The sequence below is a fragment of the Yoonia sp. genome (assembly GCF_042093035.1).
Taxonomy (GTDB): domain Bacteria; phylum Pseudomonadota; class Alphaproteobacteria; order Rhodobacterales; family Rhodobacteraceae; genus Yoonia.
In genome coordinates this window covers 1-14,549 of record NZ_JBELFI010000064.1, presented here as the reverse complement: position 1 = coordinate 14,549, position 14,549 = coordinate 1, and the positions used below count along the sequence as shown (strand labels likewise).

At 56.2% G+C, this 14,549-nt stretch carries 17 protein-coding genes; 9 read left to right on the top strand and 8 right to left on the bottom strand.

The window, feature by feature from the left end; genetic code table 11:
- Nucleotides 1-669 (bottom strand): universal stress protein (locus ACFDSS_RS09350; protein WP_375255487.1); only part of this gene is annotated, 669 nt, incomplete at its 3' end.
- 220 nt (nucleotides 670-889) lie between these two features.
- On the opposite strand from ACFDSS_RS09350, the gene ccoN reads away from it, so the two are divergent.
- The 4 genes from ccoN to ccoP are packed head-to-tail and all read left to right on the top strand — an operon-like array spanning nucleotide 890 to nucleotide 4,326.
- On the top strand, nucleotides 890-2,485 hold the full coding sequence (ccoN, locus tag ACFDSS_RS09345; protein WP_375255486.1) for a cytochrome-c oxidase, cbb3-type subunit I: 1,596 nt from the start codon (nucleotides 890-892) through the stop codon (nucleotides 2,483-2,485).
- Between the two features lie 13 nt (nucleotides 2,486-2,498).
- On the top strand, nucleotides 2,499-3,254 hold the full coding sequence (gene ccoO / locus ACFDSS_RS09340) for a cytochrome-c oxidase, cbb3-type subunit II (RefSeq protein ID WP_375255485.1): 756 nt from the start codon (nucleotides 2,499-2,501) through the stop codon (nucleotides 3,252-3,254).
- 12 nt (nucleotides 3,255-3,266) lie between these two features.
- On the top strand, nucleotides 3,267-3,467 hold the full coding sequence (locus tag ACFDSS_RS09335; protein ID WP_375255484.1) for a cbb3-type cytochrome oxidase subunit 3: 201 nt from the start codon (nucleotides 3,267-3,269) through the stop codon (nucleotides 3,465-3,467).
- Nucleotides 3,454-4,326 (top strand): cytochrome-c oxidase, cbb3-type subunit III, encoded by an 873-nt coding sequence (gene ccoP / locus ACFDSS_RS09330; RefSeq protein WP_375255483.1) that lies wholly within the window; start codon nucleotides 3,454-3,456, stop codon nucleotides 4,324-4,326. The genes ACFDSS_RS09335 and ccoP overlap by 14 nt, the downstream gene beginning before the upstream one ends.
- A gap of 212 nt (nucleotides 4,327-4,538) precedes the next feature.
- Here the strand turns inward: ccoP and ACFDSS_RS09325 are convergent, their stop codons facing one another.
- Complete coding sequence (locus tag ACFDSS_RS09325; RefSeq protein ID WP_375255482.1) at nucleotides 4,539-5,030, bottom strand: VOC family protein; 492 nt, start codon at nucleotides 5,028-5,030, stop codon at nucleotides 4,539-4,541.
- Between the two features lie 164 nt (nucleotides 5,031-5,194).
- A complete protein-coding gene (locus ACFDSS_RS09320; RefSeq protein WP_375255481.1) occupies nucleotides 5,195-5,695 on the bottom strand; it encodes an Lrp/AsnC family transcriptional regulator in 501 nt (166 codons plus the stop codon).
- A gap of 164 nt (nucleotides 5,696-5,859) precedes the next feature.
- Between ACFDSS_RS09320 and trxB the strand changes: the two genes are divergently transcribed.
- Together trxB and ACFDSS_RS09310 are read left to right on the top strand one after the other, a co-directional pair.
- Nucleotides 5,860-6,828, top strand: coding sequence for a thioredoxin-disulfide reductase (gene trxB, locus ACFDSS_RS09315; protein ID WP_375255480.1), 969 nt, complete (start codon nucleotides 5,860-5,862; stop codon nucleotides 6,826-6,828).
- A 73-nt stretch (nucleotides 6,829-6,901) separates the two neighbouring features.
- A complete protein-coding gene (locus tag ACFDSS_RS09310; protein WP_375255479.1) occupies nucleotides 6,902-8,611 on the top strand; it encodes a bifunctional sulfate adenylyltransferase/adenylylsulfate kinase in 1,710 nt (569 codons plus the stop codon).
- A gap of 337 nt (nucleotides 8,612-8,948) precedes the next feature.
- On the opposite strand, the gene ACFDSS_RS09305 is transcribed toward ACFDSS_RS09310, so the two are convergent.
- Nucleotides 8,949-9,173 carry a DUF1150 family protein gene (locus ACFDSS_RS09305; RefSeq protein ID WP_375255478.1) on the bottom strand — a complete coding sequence of 75 codons (225 nt, stop codon included), beginning with the start codon at nucleotides 9,171-9,173 and terminating at the stop codon, nucleotides 8,949-8,951.
- A gap of 3 nt (nucleotides 9,174-9,176) precedes the next feature.
- Nucleotides 9,177-9,590 carry an Hsp20 family protein gene (locus ACFDSS_RS09300; protein ID WP_375255477.1) on the bottom strand — a complete coding sequence of 138 codons (414 nt, stop codon included), beginning with the start codon at nucleotides 9,588-9,590 and terminating at the stop codon, nucleotides 9,177-9,179.
- A gap of 165 nt (nucleotides 9,591-9,755) precedes the next feature.
- Here ACFDSS_RS09300 and ACFDSS_RS09295 point away from each other — a divergent pair, with 165 nt between their 5' ends.
- The 3 genes from ACFDSS_RS09295 to ACFDSS_RS09285 all read left to right on the top strand — a co-directional run bounded on the left by ACFDSS_RS09295 (nucleotide 9,756) and on the right by ACFDSS_RS09285 (nucleotide 11,589).
- Nucleotides 9,756-9,974 carry a YdcH family protein gene (locus tag ACFDSS_RS09295; protein ID WP_375255476.1) on the top strand — a complete coding sequence of 73 codons (219 nt, stop codon included), beginning with the start codon at nucleotides 9,756-9,758 and terminating at the stop codon, nucleotides 9,972-9,974.
- A gap of 63 nt (nucleotides 9,975-10,037) precedes the next feature.
- Nucleotides 10,038-10,526: a 5-(carboxyamino)imidazole ribonucleotide mutase gene (gene purE, locus ACFDSS_RS09290; protein WP_375255475.1), complete on the top strand. Its 489-nt coding sequence runs from the start codon at nucleotides 10,038-10,040 to the stop codon at nucleotides 10,524-10,526.
- A complete protein-coding gene (locus ACFDSS_RS09285) occupies nucleotides 10,519-11,589 on the top strand; it encodes a 5-(carboxyamino)imidazole ribonucleotide synthase (protein ID WP_375255474.1) in 1,071 nt (356 codons plus the stop codon). The genes purE and ACFDSS_RS09285 overlap by 8 nt, the downstream gene beginning before the upstream one ends.
- Here ACFDSS_RS09285 and ACFDSS_RS09280 read toward each other — a convergent pair.
- The 3 genes from ACFDSS_RS09280 to groEL form a co-directional block, all read right to left on the bottom strand.
- The gene (locus ACFDSS_RS09280) at nucleotides 11,586-12,326 is read right to left on the bottom strand and encodes an esterase/lipase family protein (RefSeq protein ID WP_375255473.1); all 741 of its coding nucleotides are present in this window, start codon (nucleotides 12,324-12,326) and stop codon (nucleotides 11,586-11,588) included. The two genes, ACFDSS_RS09285 and ACFDSS_RS09280, sit on opposite strands and share 4 nt — an antisense overlap.
- Before the next feature lie 53 nt (nucleotides 12,327-12,379).
- Nucleotides 12,380-13,216, bottom strand: a complete 837-nt coding sequence (locus tag ACFDSS_RS09275; RefSeq protein ID WP_375255472.1) for a DMT family transporter — start codon at nucleotides 13,214-13,216, stop codon at nucleotides 12,380-12,382.
- 187 nt (nucleotides 13,217-13,403) lie between these two features.
- A partial coding sequence (gene groEL, locus ACFDSS_RS09270) for a chaperonin GroEL (protein WP_375255471.1) occupies nucleotides 13,404-14,549 on the bottom strand: 1,146 nt, incomplete at its 5' end.

Sequence of the window (14,549 nt, the reverse complement as noted above, 5' to 3'; positions counted from 1 at the left end):
GGATTTCGACAAGACGGCGACCTCCGTTCTGGTGCCATGGCGCATCAAATACTGCGCCATCGCACCGCCGGGATCTGAACGATCCGCGGCATTGCGTGGTGGATCAATGATGCAGATATCGGCGACATCAGCGCGACTGAGCAGCGGCATGGCCGCACGCGCCGCTGCCAAGGCTTCGGCCCCATCGTTCCATCCCATCAGCACATGGCCACCTTCATCCGGCGCCTTGCAACCTTTGGGGATCATCAAAACCGGACGTTCTGCGGCAAACAGACTTGCTTCGACCAAAGTCGCAGCTTCCGGATTGTCCTGATACGGGCGGGGGAGAACCACCAGATCAGAAAAACGCAATTTGCGGGCAAGAAAATTGGTAAGGGCCGGGCCCTGAACTGTCGCGGCTTGAGAGGCCCAGCGGATCATCTCTCCGTGCATCCGGTCCTTTAACCAGACCTCGATTTTTTCGCGTTCCTGCATCGCATATTTGGTTTGCTCAGCGACGATCAGGGCATCGGCCCCCATCGCGTAGCTCATTGTTTCGGTATGGCTGATGGTGACAATATAGATATCAAGATGTGCGCCCATGCGGTCGGCAAGCGATATTGCGGCATCAAGCCCTTCTGTCGCCTGGTCGTTATCCGTCAAAATGGTCGCGATAATCTTATAAGCCATAGCGTTGGCCTTCCTGTCGGTTCTACGGTCAGGGTCGATTCTTCGCGCAAAATCGCCACTTATTCACAACATGGCAGATGACGCAGACAGGCGTCTTGATCCACATCAAGCGCCCCATTGATCCACATCAAGGACCGTCGGCAGCTATCAACACCATAAGGATAACCACCAAGTAGCTTGTCGGACGCATCTGCGATCCGACCAAAGAAGGGGAGCTCTTATGGGGAACTATGTGAAGCTGATAGCTTTGGGGGGCATCACGCTCTTTGCCGCTATTGCAGCAAACTGGGGGCGTGACGTAGCCTATATCGTTCACGCCATCATCATAATGGCCGTCGCTGCGTTCCTGTTTGTGCGTGTCTTGCGCAATATGGACGCGCCAGTGATGGCCACACCGGAAGGATATATGGACGATGTCGTCCGCGCTGGTGTTATTGCGACAGGCTTTTGGGCCATTGTCGGATTTCTTGTTGGGGTGGTGATTGCCTTCCAGCTCGCCTTTCCGCAACTCAACTTCGAAGTCCTCCAACCCTACGGAAATTTTGGACGGCTGCGTCCACTGCATACCAGTGCGGTGATTTTTGCGTTCGGGGGTAATGCCCTGATTATGTCGTCTTTCTATATCGTGCAGCGCACCTGCGGGGCACGGCTTTGGGGCGGCAACCTAGCCTGGTTCGTCTTCTGGGGATATAACCTCTTTATTGTTTTGGCGGCGACAGGTTACCTGCTTGGGGCGACGCAATCCAAAGAATACGCCGAACCCGAATGGTACGTTGACCTATGGCTGACGGTCGTCTGGGTGGCTTTCCTGCTGGTCTACCTTGGGACTATCTTCAGGCGCAAAGAGAAGCACATCTATGTGGCCAACTGGTTCCTGTTGTCGTTCATCGTCACAGTTGCCATGCTGCACATCGTGAACAATATCTCCATTCCGGTGAGCATCTGGGGCAGCAAGTCCGTGCAGATATTCAGCGGCGTACAGGATGCGATGGTGCAGTGGTGGTACGGTCACAACGCCGTCGGTTTCTTCTTGACGGCGGGCTTTCTTGGCATGATGTACTACTTCGTGCCAAAGCAGGCCGGGCGTCCTGTGTTCTCATACAAGCTTTCCATTATTCACTTCTGGGCGCTGATCTTCCTGTATATATGGGCAGGTCCGCACCACTTGCACTACACCGCACTGCCTGACTGGGCCTCGACGCTGGGTATGGTCTTTTCGATCATCCTGTGGATGCCAAGCTGGGGTGGCATGATTAACGGCCTGATGACGCTGCAAGGCGCCTGGGACAAGCTGCGCACCGATCCGATTATTCGGATGATGGTTATCAGCCTCGCGTTCTACGGGATGTCCACATTCGAAGGGCCAATGATGTCCATCAAGGCCGTTAACAGCCTGTCACACTACACGGACTGGACCATCGGTCACGTACACTCCGGTGCGCTCGGTTGGAATGGCATGATTACATTCTCTGCCCTGTACTTCCTGACACCAAGACTTTGGGGGCGCGCGCAGATGTACTCTATGTCCGCGATCAACTGGCACTTCTGGTTGGCCACAATCGGCATCATTCTTTATGCGGCATCCATGTGGGTGACCGGCATCATGGAAGGCCTGATGTGGCGTGAGGTCGACGCAAACGGGTTCCTTGTGAACAGCTTTGCCGACACCGTATCCGCAAAGTTCCCGATGTATGTGGTGCGTGCTCTGGGTGGGGTTCTGTACCTCTCCGGCGCGCTCATCATGGTCTGGAACATGTTCATGACCATCCGGGGTGGGGCGAAAGTCACCGCACCGGTTGGCGTGCCAGCAGAATAAGGAGGTCAGAGAAATGTCTGATACACCAAACTCACCAGCCAAAGGCTTCCTTTCCAAACACGCGATCCTCGAACGTAGTCCGACGTTGCTACTTGTCTCCTCCCTGTTGGTGGTGACGGTGGGCGGGATCGTGGAAATCGCACCCCTGTTCTATCTCGAAAACACCATTGAAGAGGTAGAAGGGGTGCGACCCTATTCCCCGCTGGAGTTGGCGGGCCGTGAGGTCTACATCCGCGAGGGTTGCTACGTTTGCCATAGCCAGATGATCCGCCCGTTGCGTGACGAAGTTGAGCGCTACGGCAACTATTCGCTGGCGGCGGAATCAATGTACGACCACCCGTTCCAATGGGGCTCAAAGCGGACAGGGCCAGATCTTGCCCGTGTGGGCGGCAAGTATTCGGATGCATGGCAACTCGATCACCTGATCGCGCCACGCTCGGTTGTGCCGGAATCGATCATGCCGGGCTATGCCTACCTGCTCGATACGCAAGTGAACCCGGAATATACCGCTGATCTGGTTGCGACCCATCGGTTGGTCGGTGTCCCATACACCGATGAGATGATCGCGGTGGCCGCAGCTGATGTGTTGGCACAGGCCGATCCGGACACCGACGCCTATGACGAGCTGCTTGAGCGTTACCCCGGGGCACAGATCCGCAACTTTGATGACGCGCCCGGCGTATCAGAGATGGATGCCTTGATCGCCTATCTGCAAATGCTGGGCACGACGGTCGACTTCTCGACCTTTACCCCAGACGCAAGCCGCTAAGGAGATTGAACAATGGAAAATACTTCTTTGCTAACCCAAATGGCAGATAACTGGCTGCTTTTGTGGTTGTTCACGATGTTTGTCGTCGCTGTCCTTTGGGCGTTCCGCCCCGGCAGCCGGGCGGTACATGAAGAGACCGCCAACATCCCTTTCCGCAATGAGGACCAGCCCGGTTCTTCCGAGACTGAGGAGCTGCAACATGAGCAGCAATGATAAAAAAGACATTGATGAAGTCACAGGCACCGACACAACGGGTCATACTTGGGACGGGATCAAGGAACTCAACAATCCGTTGCCGCGGTGGTGGCTCTGGACATTCTATCTGACTATCATCTGGGGCATCGGCTATACGATCGCCTATCCGGCTTGGCCGATGATAAGCGGTGCGACGGCAGGTGTCTTGGGGTACTCGACCCGCGGCGAAGTCGCTGAGGAAATCCAGCGTTTTGAAGACGCCAACGCAGAGATTTCGGCGCAATTGGCTTCCGTTGACCTGAACACATTGAGCGAAAACCCAGACTTGTTGCGCTTTGCCAATTCTGCCGGTGCGGCCGTTTTCCGCAACAGTTGTTCGCAATGTCACGGTTCAGGTGCCGCAGGTGCGGTTGGCTACCCAAATCTTCTGGATGACGACTGGCTGTGGGGTGGCGACTTTGACGCGATCGAATACACAATCCGCCACGGGATCCGAAATGAAGAGGACTGGGATGCGCGGTACTCCGAGATGACGGCCTTCGACGATATCTACAGCAATGAAGAGGTGGATCAGGTCGTGCAATACGTCCGTCTGATTTCCGGGCAAGGCTACGACCCCGCCTTGGCTGAGGCAGGAACCGAGCTTTTCGCAAATAGCTGTGCAGCCTGTCACGGCGACAATGGCGCGGGCAACTATGACCTTGGCGCGCCAAACCTGACGGACGCGATCTGGCTCTACGGTGGGGACACCGAAAGCATTGAGGAAACGGTCCGCTATGCGCGCTTTGGCGTCATGCCGCCTTGGGGCGAGCGCCTGTCAGAGGCAGAGATCAAAGCGGTCACGGCCTATGTTCACCAGCTTGGCGGTGGCGAATAGAGATCACGGCACCCCGGTCAGCTGTTCGCGCATTGGACAGGGGGTAAGTGAAGGAAAGGCGTCCGTGAAAGCGGGCGCCTTTTTTTGGTGGAAGTGGGGTGGGAAGAAATAGAGCGACGGCGGCTGTGCGGATGGGGTGGACCTTGGTTGGCGCATTCCGAAGGGCCGCTTTCTCGGAAACGCGCAATCGCTCCGCGAGGAGCCTTTGTCAGCTACGAATTAAGAAAAGTCTCCAACTCAACCGGCTCATTGAACATCGCAAGGTTGCCAGCAGTATCGTAAGGCCAAGCTTCTGTCGGCCTGTCACAATACATCTCAATCAGGATATTGTCCGGATCGTGAAAATAGACGGCTTCGCTAACACCATGGTCACTGACTTGCGGGACTTCGTCGCTTCCAACGTCCTTCAGATGCACCATTACGCGTTGGACCGCCGCGATCAGTGCATCTCGATCGGGATACAGAAATGCCACGTGGTGTAGGCCAGTGCAGCTTTCGGGCGGCGGAGCGCCACCTGCGCTCGACAAAGTGTTTAGCCCGATGTGATGATGATATCCGCCAAATCCCAAAAAAGCACCGCCGGTTCCGAACCTCTGCATTAGCGTCAGGCCCATCACGTCTGTATAAAACGCTATTGCACTTTCCAAATTTGACACCTTCAAGTTCACGTGCCCGATGCGTGTGGCGTGGTCTTCTTTGTTCATTGCAACCCTCCGATACCGTCGACAGATAAGCATCTATTGGGCCGCGAACCTAACAGAAAATGGCCATTTATGCAGTGCGCAGTATCCGGGAGGTTTGGGCTCAAACTAGCCATCCCTCGTCCCTCGTCCCTCGTCCCTCGTCCCACGACCCCACGATCCCTAACCTATGCCTCTTGCGCCAAACGCGCCTCTAGCACGTCAAACGGTACCCCTGGGTCATCTTTTGCGCCGCGGATCACCAGTGATGTTTTCACTGATGCCACATTGTCCGCGCTGGTCAGCTCCTCCGTCAAGAACCGCTGAAAAGTCCGCAGATCGGGCGCCACGCATTTGAGGATGAAATCCACTTCACCATTCAGCATGTGACATTCACGGACCAAGGGCCAGCCATTGCAGCGCGCCTCGAATGCGCTCAGGTCCGCCTCTGCCTGACTGACAAGTCCGACCATCGCGAAAACCTGCACCTCGAAGCCAAGTTCGCGGGCGTTGACGTCGGCGTGATAGCCTTGGATAAAGCCCTGTTCCTCAAGAGTACGCACACGCCGCAGGCACGGTGGCGCGGAGATTCCGACGCGTTTTGCCAATTCAACGTTCGTCATGCGACCGTCGGCCTGCAGCTCCGCAAGAATCATACGGTCGATTTCGTCAAGTTTCGTGCCCGGCATCAAAATTTCCCCATATTTTTGCGAATGCTACTTTAATGCCGCCATGCGCGCAACATTATTTCAAGTTTTGGCAAGAAAATAACCATGCCGAATTTGCACCGGGGAGCCTTTCATCGCGCGCAGACGGGGTCTATATCTGGCATAACGGATTGTAGGAGGCGGCCATGACCGACACGCGACATATCAAGGTTTTGATTATCGGCTCCGGCCCTGCGGGCTATACGGCTGGTGTTTACGCCGCGCGTGCGATGTTGGAACCAGTATTGATCCAAGGCATCGAGCCGGGCGGGCAATTGACCACAACGACCGAAGTCGAAAACTGGCCCGGTGATACCGGCGTGCAGGGTCCTGATCTGATGATCCGCATGGAAGCGCATGCCCGCGCCATGGGCTGCGAGATTGTCGGCGATATTGTCACCACGCTTGATTTGCGGAACCGCCCCTTCACGGCGACCTGTGACAGTGGTGCTGTCTATAGGGCTGATGCAGTTATCCTTTGCACCGGGGCACGGGCGAAGTGGCTGGGGCTTCCGTCCGAGGAAAAATTCAAAGGTTTCGGGGTCAGCGCATGTGCGACCTGCGATGGTTTTTTCTACCGCGGTCAAGAGATCGTTGTGGTAGGCGGCGGCAACACGGCGGTCGAAGAAGCACTTTTCCTGACGAATTTTGCCTCCAAGGTAACATTGGTTCACCGCCGTGATGAGCTGCGCGCGGAAAAGATCCTCCAGAACCGCCTGATGAATAACCCCAAGATTGAAACACTCTGGTTTCATGAGGTGGAAGAAGTCTATGGCGCTGATTCCCCGCTTGGCGTTGAGGGGGTGCGGGTAAAGCACACCAAAACCGGCGAAGTGACAGAGCTTGCGGCAAAGGGCGTCTTTGTGGCGATCGGCCATGCACCGGCCAGCGAGTTGGTCAAGGACCAGCTTGAAACCCACAATGGCGGCTATGTGAAAGTCGCCCCCGGCACGACAAAGACGGAAATACCGGGCGTGTTTGCGGCCGGCGACCTGACCGACCATGTCTATCGGCAGGCTGTGACCTCCGCCGGTATGGGTTGCATGGCCGCCTTGGACGCAGAGAAATACATAGCAGAGATGGAACACAGCACTGCTGAAAAGGCGGCCGAGTAATCAAGCCTCGACTTTTATCGTGCAGGGTGATTAATCCGGCCTCAAATAGTGATGATTTTCAATAGAGGTCGCGATGACACTAAATCTGGCACCCATCCCTGAGCTTTTCGTTTCATACGAAAGTGCTCAGAAGCTGAAAATTGAAGCCGCGGATCTGCATAGCCACGACCTGACGCCGCGCCAGATCTGCGATCTGGAATTGCTCATGAATGGAGGCTTTAGCCCGTTGAAGGGTTTCCTGTCTCAGGCAGATTATGAAAGTGTCGTGGACAAGATGCGTTTGGCGGATGGTACGCTTTGGCCGATGCCGATCGCCCTCGATGTCACCGACGCAGAAGCAGAGAAGATCACGTTGGGCCAGGACATCGCGCTGCGCGACCAAGAAGGGGTGATCCTTGCCACGATGACCGTGACCGACAAATGGGTGCCGAATAAAGCCCATGAAGCGGCGCAGGTATTCGGCGCTGACGATCAGACCCATCCGGCAGTGAACTACCTGCACAATACGGCAGGCAGTGTTTATCTTGGTGGCGCCGTGACAGGTATTCAGCAGCCGGTGCATTATGATTTTCGGGGGCGCCGCGATACCCCCAATGAACTGCGTGCCTTCTTCCGCAAGCTGGGATGGCGCAAAGTCGTGGCGTTCCAAACCCGCAACCCCTTGCACCGCGCCCATCAGGAACTCACCTTCCGCGCTGCCAAAGAAGCGCAGGCGAACCTGCTGATCCACCCGGTGGTCGGCATGACAAAGCCGGGCGATATTGATCACTTCACGCGTGTGCGCTGCTACGAGGCGGTGCTCGATCAGTACCCTTCATCGACGACATCCATGAGCCTCCTGAACCTAGCCATGCGTATGGCCGGCCCGCGTGAGGCTGTCTGGCATGGGCTGATCCGCAAAAACCACGGCTGCTCGCATTTCATCGTTGGTCGTGACCATGCAGGCCCCGGTAAAAACGCAGCAGGCGAAGACTTCTACGGCCCATATGACGCACAAGACCTGTTCCGTGAGCATCAAGAAGAGATGGGCATCGAAATGGTCGACTTTAAGCACATGGTCTATGTGCAAGACCGCGCCCAATACGAGCCAGCCGATGAGATTACGGATCAGGACAAGGTCACCATCCTGAATATCTCAGGCACTGAATTGCGCCGCCGTTTGTCTGAAGGACTCGAAATACCTGAATGGTTCTCTTTTCCCGCTGTTGTGGAGGAGCTGCGCAAGACACGTCCACCACGGGCAGAGCAAGGTTTTACCGTGTTTTTCACCGGTTTCTCCGGCTCGGGCAAATCGACAATCGCCAATGCGTTGATGGTCAAACTGATGGAGATGGGCGGGCGTCCGGTCACACTTTTGGACGGTGATATCGTGCGCAAGAACCTGTCGTCTGAGCTGGGTTTCAGCAAGGAACACCGCGATCTCAACATCCGCCGGATCGGTTATGTCGCGTCTGAAATCACCAAGAATGGCGGCATCGCCATTTGCGCGCCGATTGCGCCTTATGCGACGACCCGTCGGGCCGTGCGCGAAGATGTTGAGCAGTTTGGCGCTTTCATCGAAATCCACGTCGCGACTTCAATTGAGGAATGCGAACGGCGGGATCGCAAGGGGCTGTATAAGCTGGCGCGTGACGGCAAGATCAAGGAATTCACGGGTATTTCTGACCCTTATGATGTGCCTGATAGCCCTGAACTCCGACTAGAAACCGAGAGCGTTGAAGTTGACAACTGCGCGCATCAGGTGATCCTGAAGCTTGAGAGCATGGGGTTGATTAAGGCGTAGTCTTGCTTAGATGGCGTTGCGTTTCTGAACAAATGAAAACTCAGCGCTGCTTCCATCGACCTAGAGCGAAGCCCGATATGCTTGCTAGGATAGGACCTGATTGGAATTCGACTGGAAGGATGTCAGTCTGGCTCAGAGAAAAATCCATGAAGTTCAAATGGGCGTTTGCCTGGATTCAGTCTTCTTGATTCAACTGAATTAGTCTCGATGTGATCTGACGCCGACCGTCATCGCGACGCGCACTGCATGCCCGTTTTCGGTATTCGGTATGGCTCTTGATACCGAGACGATAGTATTGCGAATTTCTTAGGCGCGTCAAAACAAGCCCCCGTCCACTTTAATGCACGGTCACAGGCTCCATGTTGTTTTCGCGCGCAAGGTGAAACGCCATTTTGCGGTCGGCAACCAGAGCGAGCTGTTCGCCCGCTGCATTGTGCACGGCGTAGACCTCTGACATATCGCCAACTTGCTTGCGCACCTCGTCGGGCAGTTCGGTCACGAGAATGGGTTTCACGTAGACGATGTTTTGCTCCAGTGCAGCGAAATCGAATTTCGTATCCATGATCTACCCTTTCTTGATGTTGATTGTCTGGATGACCCGCTCGGGCACCGCGCGCGTCAGATCGACGTGCAGCAAACCGTTTTCAATCACCGCCTGGCCAACATCGACGCCATCGGCCAAAACGAAAGACCGTTGAAACTGGCGCGCGGCGATCCCGCGGTGCAGGAAAATGCGCCCATCGCCGTCGTCTGTCTGGCGCCCACGAATGACCAGCGAGCTGTCTTCGACCGTGATCGCCAAATCACCTTCCGCGAAACCAGCAACGGCAAGCGTGATGCGGTATGAATTCTCGGACGTTTGTTCAATATTGTAGGGCGGGTACCCTTCGTTGCCGCTTTTCGCGGTCCGTTCGACCAGCCGTTCCAGCTGTTCAAATCCCAGTAGGAACGGATGCGTCCCCAAAGCCAGTTTTGTCATAAGACATGTCCTTTTCGAAGCGACTGTCGGTTGCGGCCCCGTTTACGGCGACCTTGCATAAAAATATGGGGCCGGAGGGTGCATTGATCAAGAGGACGTATTAGGTTCTTGCAAGGCTCCCACCGGGGATCCATCGACGCAACGCTTATTCTGGACGTTTCTTTCATGAACTCTTCTGCCGAAATGAACGAGCGCGACGTGTTGCGGGTGAAGCTTGAGGTCTTGCGCCAGGAACACCGCGACCTTGATGACGCGATTGCTGCCCTGCAAGAGCGCGGATCATCGGATATGCTCACCATCAAGCGGTTGAAAAAGCAAAAGCTGGCGTTGAAAGACCGCATCACCCAACTGCAAGACCGTATTCTGCCGGATATTATTGCCTGACGGCATTGCCGTGGCTTGCGCCTTGGCTATAGTGCCGCTTTCTGAATGCGATGGGACAACGATATGACCACACCCCTTGTTGGCATTATCATGGGCAGCCAGTCTGACTGGGCGACAATGCGCGAAGCGGCTGATGTGCTTGATGAATTGGGCGTGCCCTATGAGACAAAGATCGTCTCGGCCCACCGCACGCCGGATCGTCTGTGGGCGTACGGCAAGACGGCCGTCGATCGTGGCCTTCAAGTCATTATCGCAGGGGCAGGGGGTGCTGCGCATTTGCCCGGCATGATGGCCTCTAAAACCCGTGTGCCTGTCGTTGGTGTTCCGGTTCAAACCAATGCACTTTCTGGGGTCGATAGCCTCTATTCCATCCTGCAAATGCCGCGTGGATTTCCCGTGGCGACGATGGCAATCGGTGCGGCAGGTGCCAAGAATGGCGGGTTAATGGCGGCAAGTATTCTGGCCTTGCAAGACCCTGACCTGGCGGCCCGTCTCGACCAATGGCGACTTGATTTGAGTGCCGCCATTCCAGATGAGCCTTCGGATGACTAATCTGCTTCCTGTCGGTGCGACCATCGGGATCTTGGGGGGCGGTCAGTTGGGTCGTATGTTGTCTGTCGCGGCCGCGCGATTGGGCCTGAAAACCCATATCTTTGAGCCCGGCGCAGCCGCGCCAGCAGGTGATGTTGCGCATCAGGTGACGACTGCCAGCTACGAAGATGAAGCCGCTTTGACCGCTTTCGGGCAAAGCGTCGATGTCATCACCTTTGAATTCGAAAACATCCCGACAAGCGCGCTTGATTTGCTTGAAAAACTGGTACCGATCTACCCCGGCAGGCAGGCTCTGGCGACCAGTCAGGACCGCCTTGCAGAGAAGCAGTTTTTGAAGGCTCTTGGTTTGCAGACCGCCCCATTTGCAGATGTCAGCTCAGCCGATGATCTTGATGCGGCCATTGCGGCAATCGGCACGCCTGCAATCCTGAAAACCCGTCGGTTCGGCTATGATGGCAAGGGGCAAGCCCGGATCATGACGCCTGATGCGGTGCAGTCGGCGTTTGGCGATATGGCGGGCGCGCCGGCAATTTTGGAGGGCTTCGTTGATTTCAGCCACGAGGTTTCCGTTATCGGGGCACGTGCGCCTGACGGGGCGGTGGCATGTTACGACCCGGGTGAAAACGTGCATGAGGCCGGTATCCTGCGCTCAACCACTGTGCCTGCGCGATTGACGCCCAACCAGCGCACCGATGCCGTGCTGATTGCCGCGCGTATACTAAACGCCCTTGATTATGTCGGCGTGATGGGGGTTGAGCTTTTCGTCACCCGCGCCGGATTGATCGTGAATGAAATCGCGCCACGGGTGCATAATTCCGGCCATTGGACGCAAAACGGATGCAGCATCTGCCAGTTTGAACAGCATATTCGTGCTGTCTCTGGCTGGCCGTTGGGCGATGGATCACGCCACGCAGATGTGGTCATGGAAAACCTGATCGGCGAAGATGTGGACCGGGTGCCAGCCCTGGCCAAGACGGATGCCGCTATTCACCTCTACGGCAAAGCCGACGTCAAAGCGGGCCGCAAGATGGGTCACGTGAACCGGATTGTAAAACCCGCCTAGTCGTTGCTGTCTTCACCAAAAAGCACGTCAGTCAGGCTCAACGTTGCGTCAAAGTTGCCTTCGCGCAGGAAGACGAGCACTTCTTCGATCACAAGCGGGTTGTTCATCATAAACGTGTGCGTGACCGGCAAGACGATGTGATCCTTCATTTCCGAAAGTTTTGTGGATTCCACCGAAACCTTGCCGTCATCGGGCCCGTCAATCAGGCTCGAATAGACCGGATTGAGGGTCCGGTTGCCCGCAATGATGCCGATTTCATAGGGCAGCAATTCAAGACTGTTGGGCAGGCTGTCTTCCTCGGTGCCCAATTGCAGGCCCGCAGGTCCGTTGATCCATTGAAACGGTTCAAGATCACCGAACAAATCCACCAACTCAGAACCGGCATTCGGCGGTCCCAGCATGACAACGCGGCCCATTTTCACGGGGCGATTGTTTGTCAGCCATGCGCGGGCCAGAATACCGCCCATCGAATGGGTGACGAAATTGACGGTGCGATCGCCACATGCAGCCACATCATCAGCGATATATTCATCGACCAGAGTCTCGATCGTTTCCGTGGTGGACGGGTATCCGCGGTTCACGACGTAGTATCCCGCGTCTTCAAGGACCAATTGCATCGGGGTCAGCGAAATCTCCGTCCGCGCCAGGCCATGCAGGAGGACGACGCATTCCTGCTCCGGCGCTGCTGCAGCACTGGTCGCAGAAAGTCCCATAAGTATGGCCCATAGCAATTTCATGCCTATAAGGTAGCATTCACGCGCGCTGACAAAACCCCCCTGTCCACAGAAACCTAACGTCGCGCCATCAACGAAACAGCAATCCCTCCGAGTACGAGCGCCCCTGCAACGATCAGGCGGAGTGTCAGCGGCTCGTTCAGAAAAACCACACCCGCGGTTACGGCAATGACGGGCACGCTGAGCTGCGCAATGCCCGCAACAGTGGTCGGAAGCGAGGGCAGGGCGCGGTACCACATGGCGTAGCCAACCCCCGATGTGAGCGCCCCTGCGATGATGGCTGTGATAATGCCGCCAAGGGGCATCGTTCCGATGCCAGTTGCGATCAGCGCAAGGGCCACCAAAGGCAGGCATAGCAGGAAATTACCCGCCGTCGCGCCGAGCGGATCAGCCTCTGCCCGCCCCAAAAGCGTATAGGCGGCCCAGCCAATGCCTGCGATTGTCATCGCAACCGCCCCACCAAACGGAACGCTTGCATCACCGCCGGGCCACAGCAGAACAAAAAGGCCAGTCAGCGCGATGCCTGCGCCGATCCAGCGCAAAAGCGGGATTTTTCCGCCTTCCATCACAGCCCAACCGAAAACAACGATTTGCAGGACTCCAAAAAGGATCAGCGCCCCAAGACCCGCATCAAGGGTGATGTAGGCCCATGAAAACCCGATCATATAAACAGCGAGAGCCGCAGCACCGGCAAATCGCTTGGCGTGCAGAACAGGCGGTTGCGGGGCGCTGCGTGTTGCGATCAATCCCCACAGCATCGCGGCCCCGGCAGCCGTTCGCACGGTGGCGAAATCAAGCGGGTCCATGCCCTGCAAAGCCACACCAATCCGGTTCAGCACAGAGTTTGCGGCAAAGGCACACATGGTCAGGGCGACGAGCGCAAAAAGTTTCATTGTCTGCCTTTCGGAACCTGGCGCCGATTTGATACCGGATGCTGGCAAATGGAAAGGTCTGCAATGGCTCAGAGCAATGATGTGGCTCCACCACGAAAAAAGGCGGTCCCGATCGGGACCGCCTTCTTCATTACGTGACGCATCAGCTTCTGACGGACGGACCGCCCGCCAAAGACCAGCGACTGACTTACATCATGCCGCCCATGCCGCCCATGTCAGGCATGCCACCGCCACCGGCGCCACCACCGTCTTTTGACGGCTTGTCAGCGACCATGGCTTCGGTTGTGACAAGCAGACCCGCAACGGAGGCCGCGTCCTGCAATGCAGTGCGCACAACTTTTGCAGGGTCAATCACGCCAAACTTGAACATGTCGCCATATTCTTCTGTTTGCGCGTTGAAGCCGAATGCCTTGTCGTTGCTTTCGCGGATCTTGCCCGCAACAACGGACCCGTCAACACCGGAGTTTTCAGCGATCTGACGCAGTGGCGATTCGATGGCTTTACGCACGATTGCGATACCGACGTTTTGGTCAGCGTTTGCACCGGTCATGCCATCAAGTGCCTTGGCAGCTTGAACCAGAGCAACACCACCACCGACGACAACACCTTCTTGCACAGCAGCACGTGTCGCGTTCAGCGCATCGTCAACGCGGTCCTTGCGCTCTTTTACTTCGACTTCAGACATGCCGCCGACGCGGATTACGGCAACACCACCTGCCAGTTTGGCAACGCGCTCTTGCAGCTTTTCACGGTCGTAATCAGATGAGGTTTCTTCAACCTGACCGCGGATCTGGGTAACTCTTGCTTCGATCTCACCCTTGTCGCCTGCGCCATCAACGATTGTTGTTTCGTCTTTGGTAATGGAAACGCGCTTGGCAGAACCCAGCATGTCGATTGTGACGTTCTCAAGCTTCATGCCCAGATCATCAGAGATCACCTGACCACCTGTCAGGATCGCGATGTCCTGCAGCATAGCCTTGCGACGATCACCGAAGCCCGGTGCCTTCACTGCAGCGATCTTCAGACCACCGCGCAGCTTGTTCACAACCAGAGTTGCCAGTGCTTCGCCTTCGACATCCTCAGCGATGATGAGAAGTGGCTTGCCGGACTGGATCACGGATTCGAGCAGTGGAACCATTGGTTGCAGCGAAGAAAGCTTCTTCTCGTGCAGCAGGATGATTGCATCTTCGAGCTCTGTTGTCATCTTGTCAGGGTTGGTGACGAAGTATGGCGACAGATAACCGCGGTCGAACTGCATCCCTTCAACAACGTCTGTTTCTGTCTCGAGGCCTTTGTTCTCTTCAACAGTGATGACGCCTTCGTTGCCGACTTT

Excerpts from the sequence above, each read along its gene's own strand:
- ACFDSS_RS09285 (WP_375255474.1), top strand. The coding sequence starts at position 10,519 with ATGACTAATCTGCTTCCTGTCGGTGCGACCATCGGGATCTTGGGGGGC.
- purE (WP_375255475.1), top strand. The coding sequence starts at position 10,038 with ATGACCACACCCCTTGTTGGCATTATCATGGGCAGCCAGTCTGACTGG.
- ACFDSS_RS09310 (WP_375255479.1), top strand. The coding sequence starts at position 6,902 with ATGACACTAAATCTGGCACCCATCCCTGAGCTTTTCGTTTCATACGAA.
- ACFDSS_RS09300 (WP_375255477.1), bottom strand. The coding sequence starts at position 9,590 with ATGACAAAACTGGCTTTGGGGACGCATCCGTTCCTACTGGGATTTGAA.
- ACFDSS_RS09295 (WP_375255476.1), top strand. The coding sequence starts at position 9,756 with ATGAACTCTTCTGCCGAAATGAACGAGCGCGACGTGTTGCGGGTGAAG.
- ACFDSS_RS09325 (WP_375255482.1), bottom strand. The coding sequence starts at position 5,030 with ATGAACAAAGAAGACCACGCCACACGCATCGGGCACGTGAACTTGAAG.
- ACFDSS_RS09320 (WP_375255481.1), bottom strand. The coding sequence starts at position 5,695 with ATGCCGGGCACGAAACTTGACGAAATCGACCGTATGATTCTTGCGGAG.
- ccoO (WP_375255485.1), top strand. The coding sequence starts at position 2,499 with ATGTCTGATACACCAAACTCACCAGCCAAAGGCTTCCTTTCCAAACAC.
- ccoP (WP_375255483.1), top strand. The coding sequence starts at position 3,454 with ATGAGCAGCAATGATAAAAAAGACATTGATGAAGTCACAGGCACCGAC.
- ACFDSS_RS09275 (WP_375255472.1), bottom strand. The coding sequence starts at position 13,216 with ATGAAACTTTTTGCGCTCGTCGCCCTGACCATGTGTGCCTTTGCCGCA.
- ACFDSS_RS09305 (WP_375255478.1), bottom strand. The coding sequence starts at position 9,173 with ATGGATACGAAATTCGATTTCGCTGCACTGGAGCAAAACATCGTCTAC.
- ccoN (WP_375255486.1), top strand. The coding sequence starts at position 890 with ATGGGGAACTATGTGAAGCTGATAGCTTTGGGGGGCATCACGCTCTTT.
- ACFDSS_RS09280 (WP_375255473.1), bottom strand. The coding sequence starts at position 12,326 with ATGAAATTGCTATGGGCCATACTTATGGGACTTTCTGCGACCAGTGCT.
- trxB (WP_375255480.1), top strand. The coding sequence starts at position 5,860 with ATGACCGACACGCGACATATCAAGGTTTTGATTATCGGCTCCGGCCCT.
- ACFDSS_RS09335 (WP_375255484.1), top strand. The coding sequence starts at position 3,267 with ATGGAAAATACTTCTTTGCTAACCCAAATGGCAGATAACTGGCTGCTT.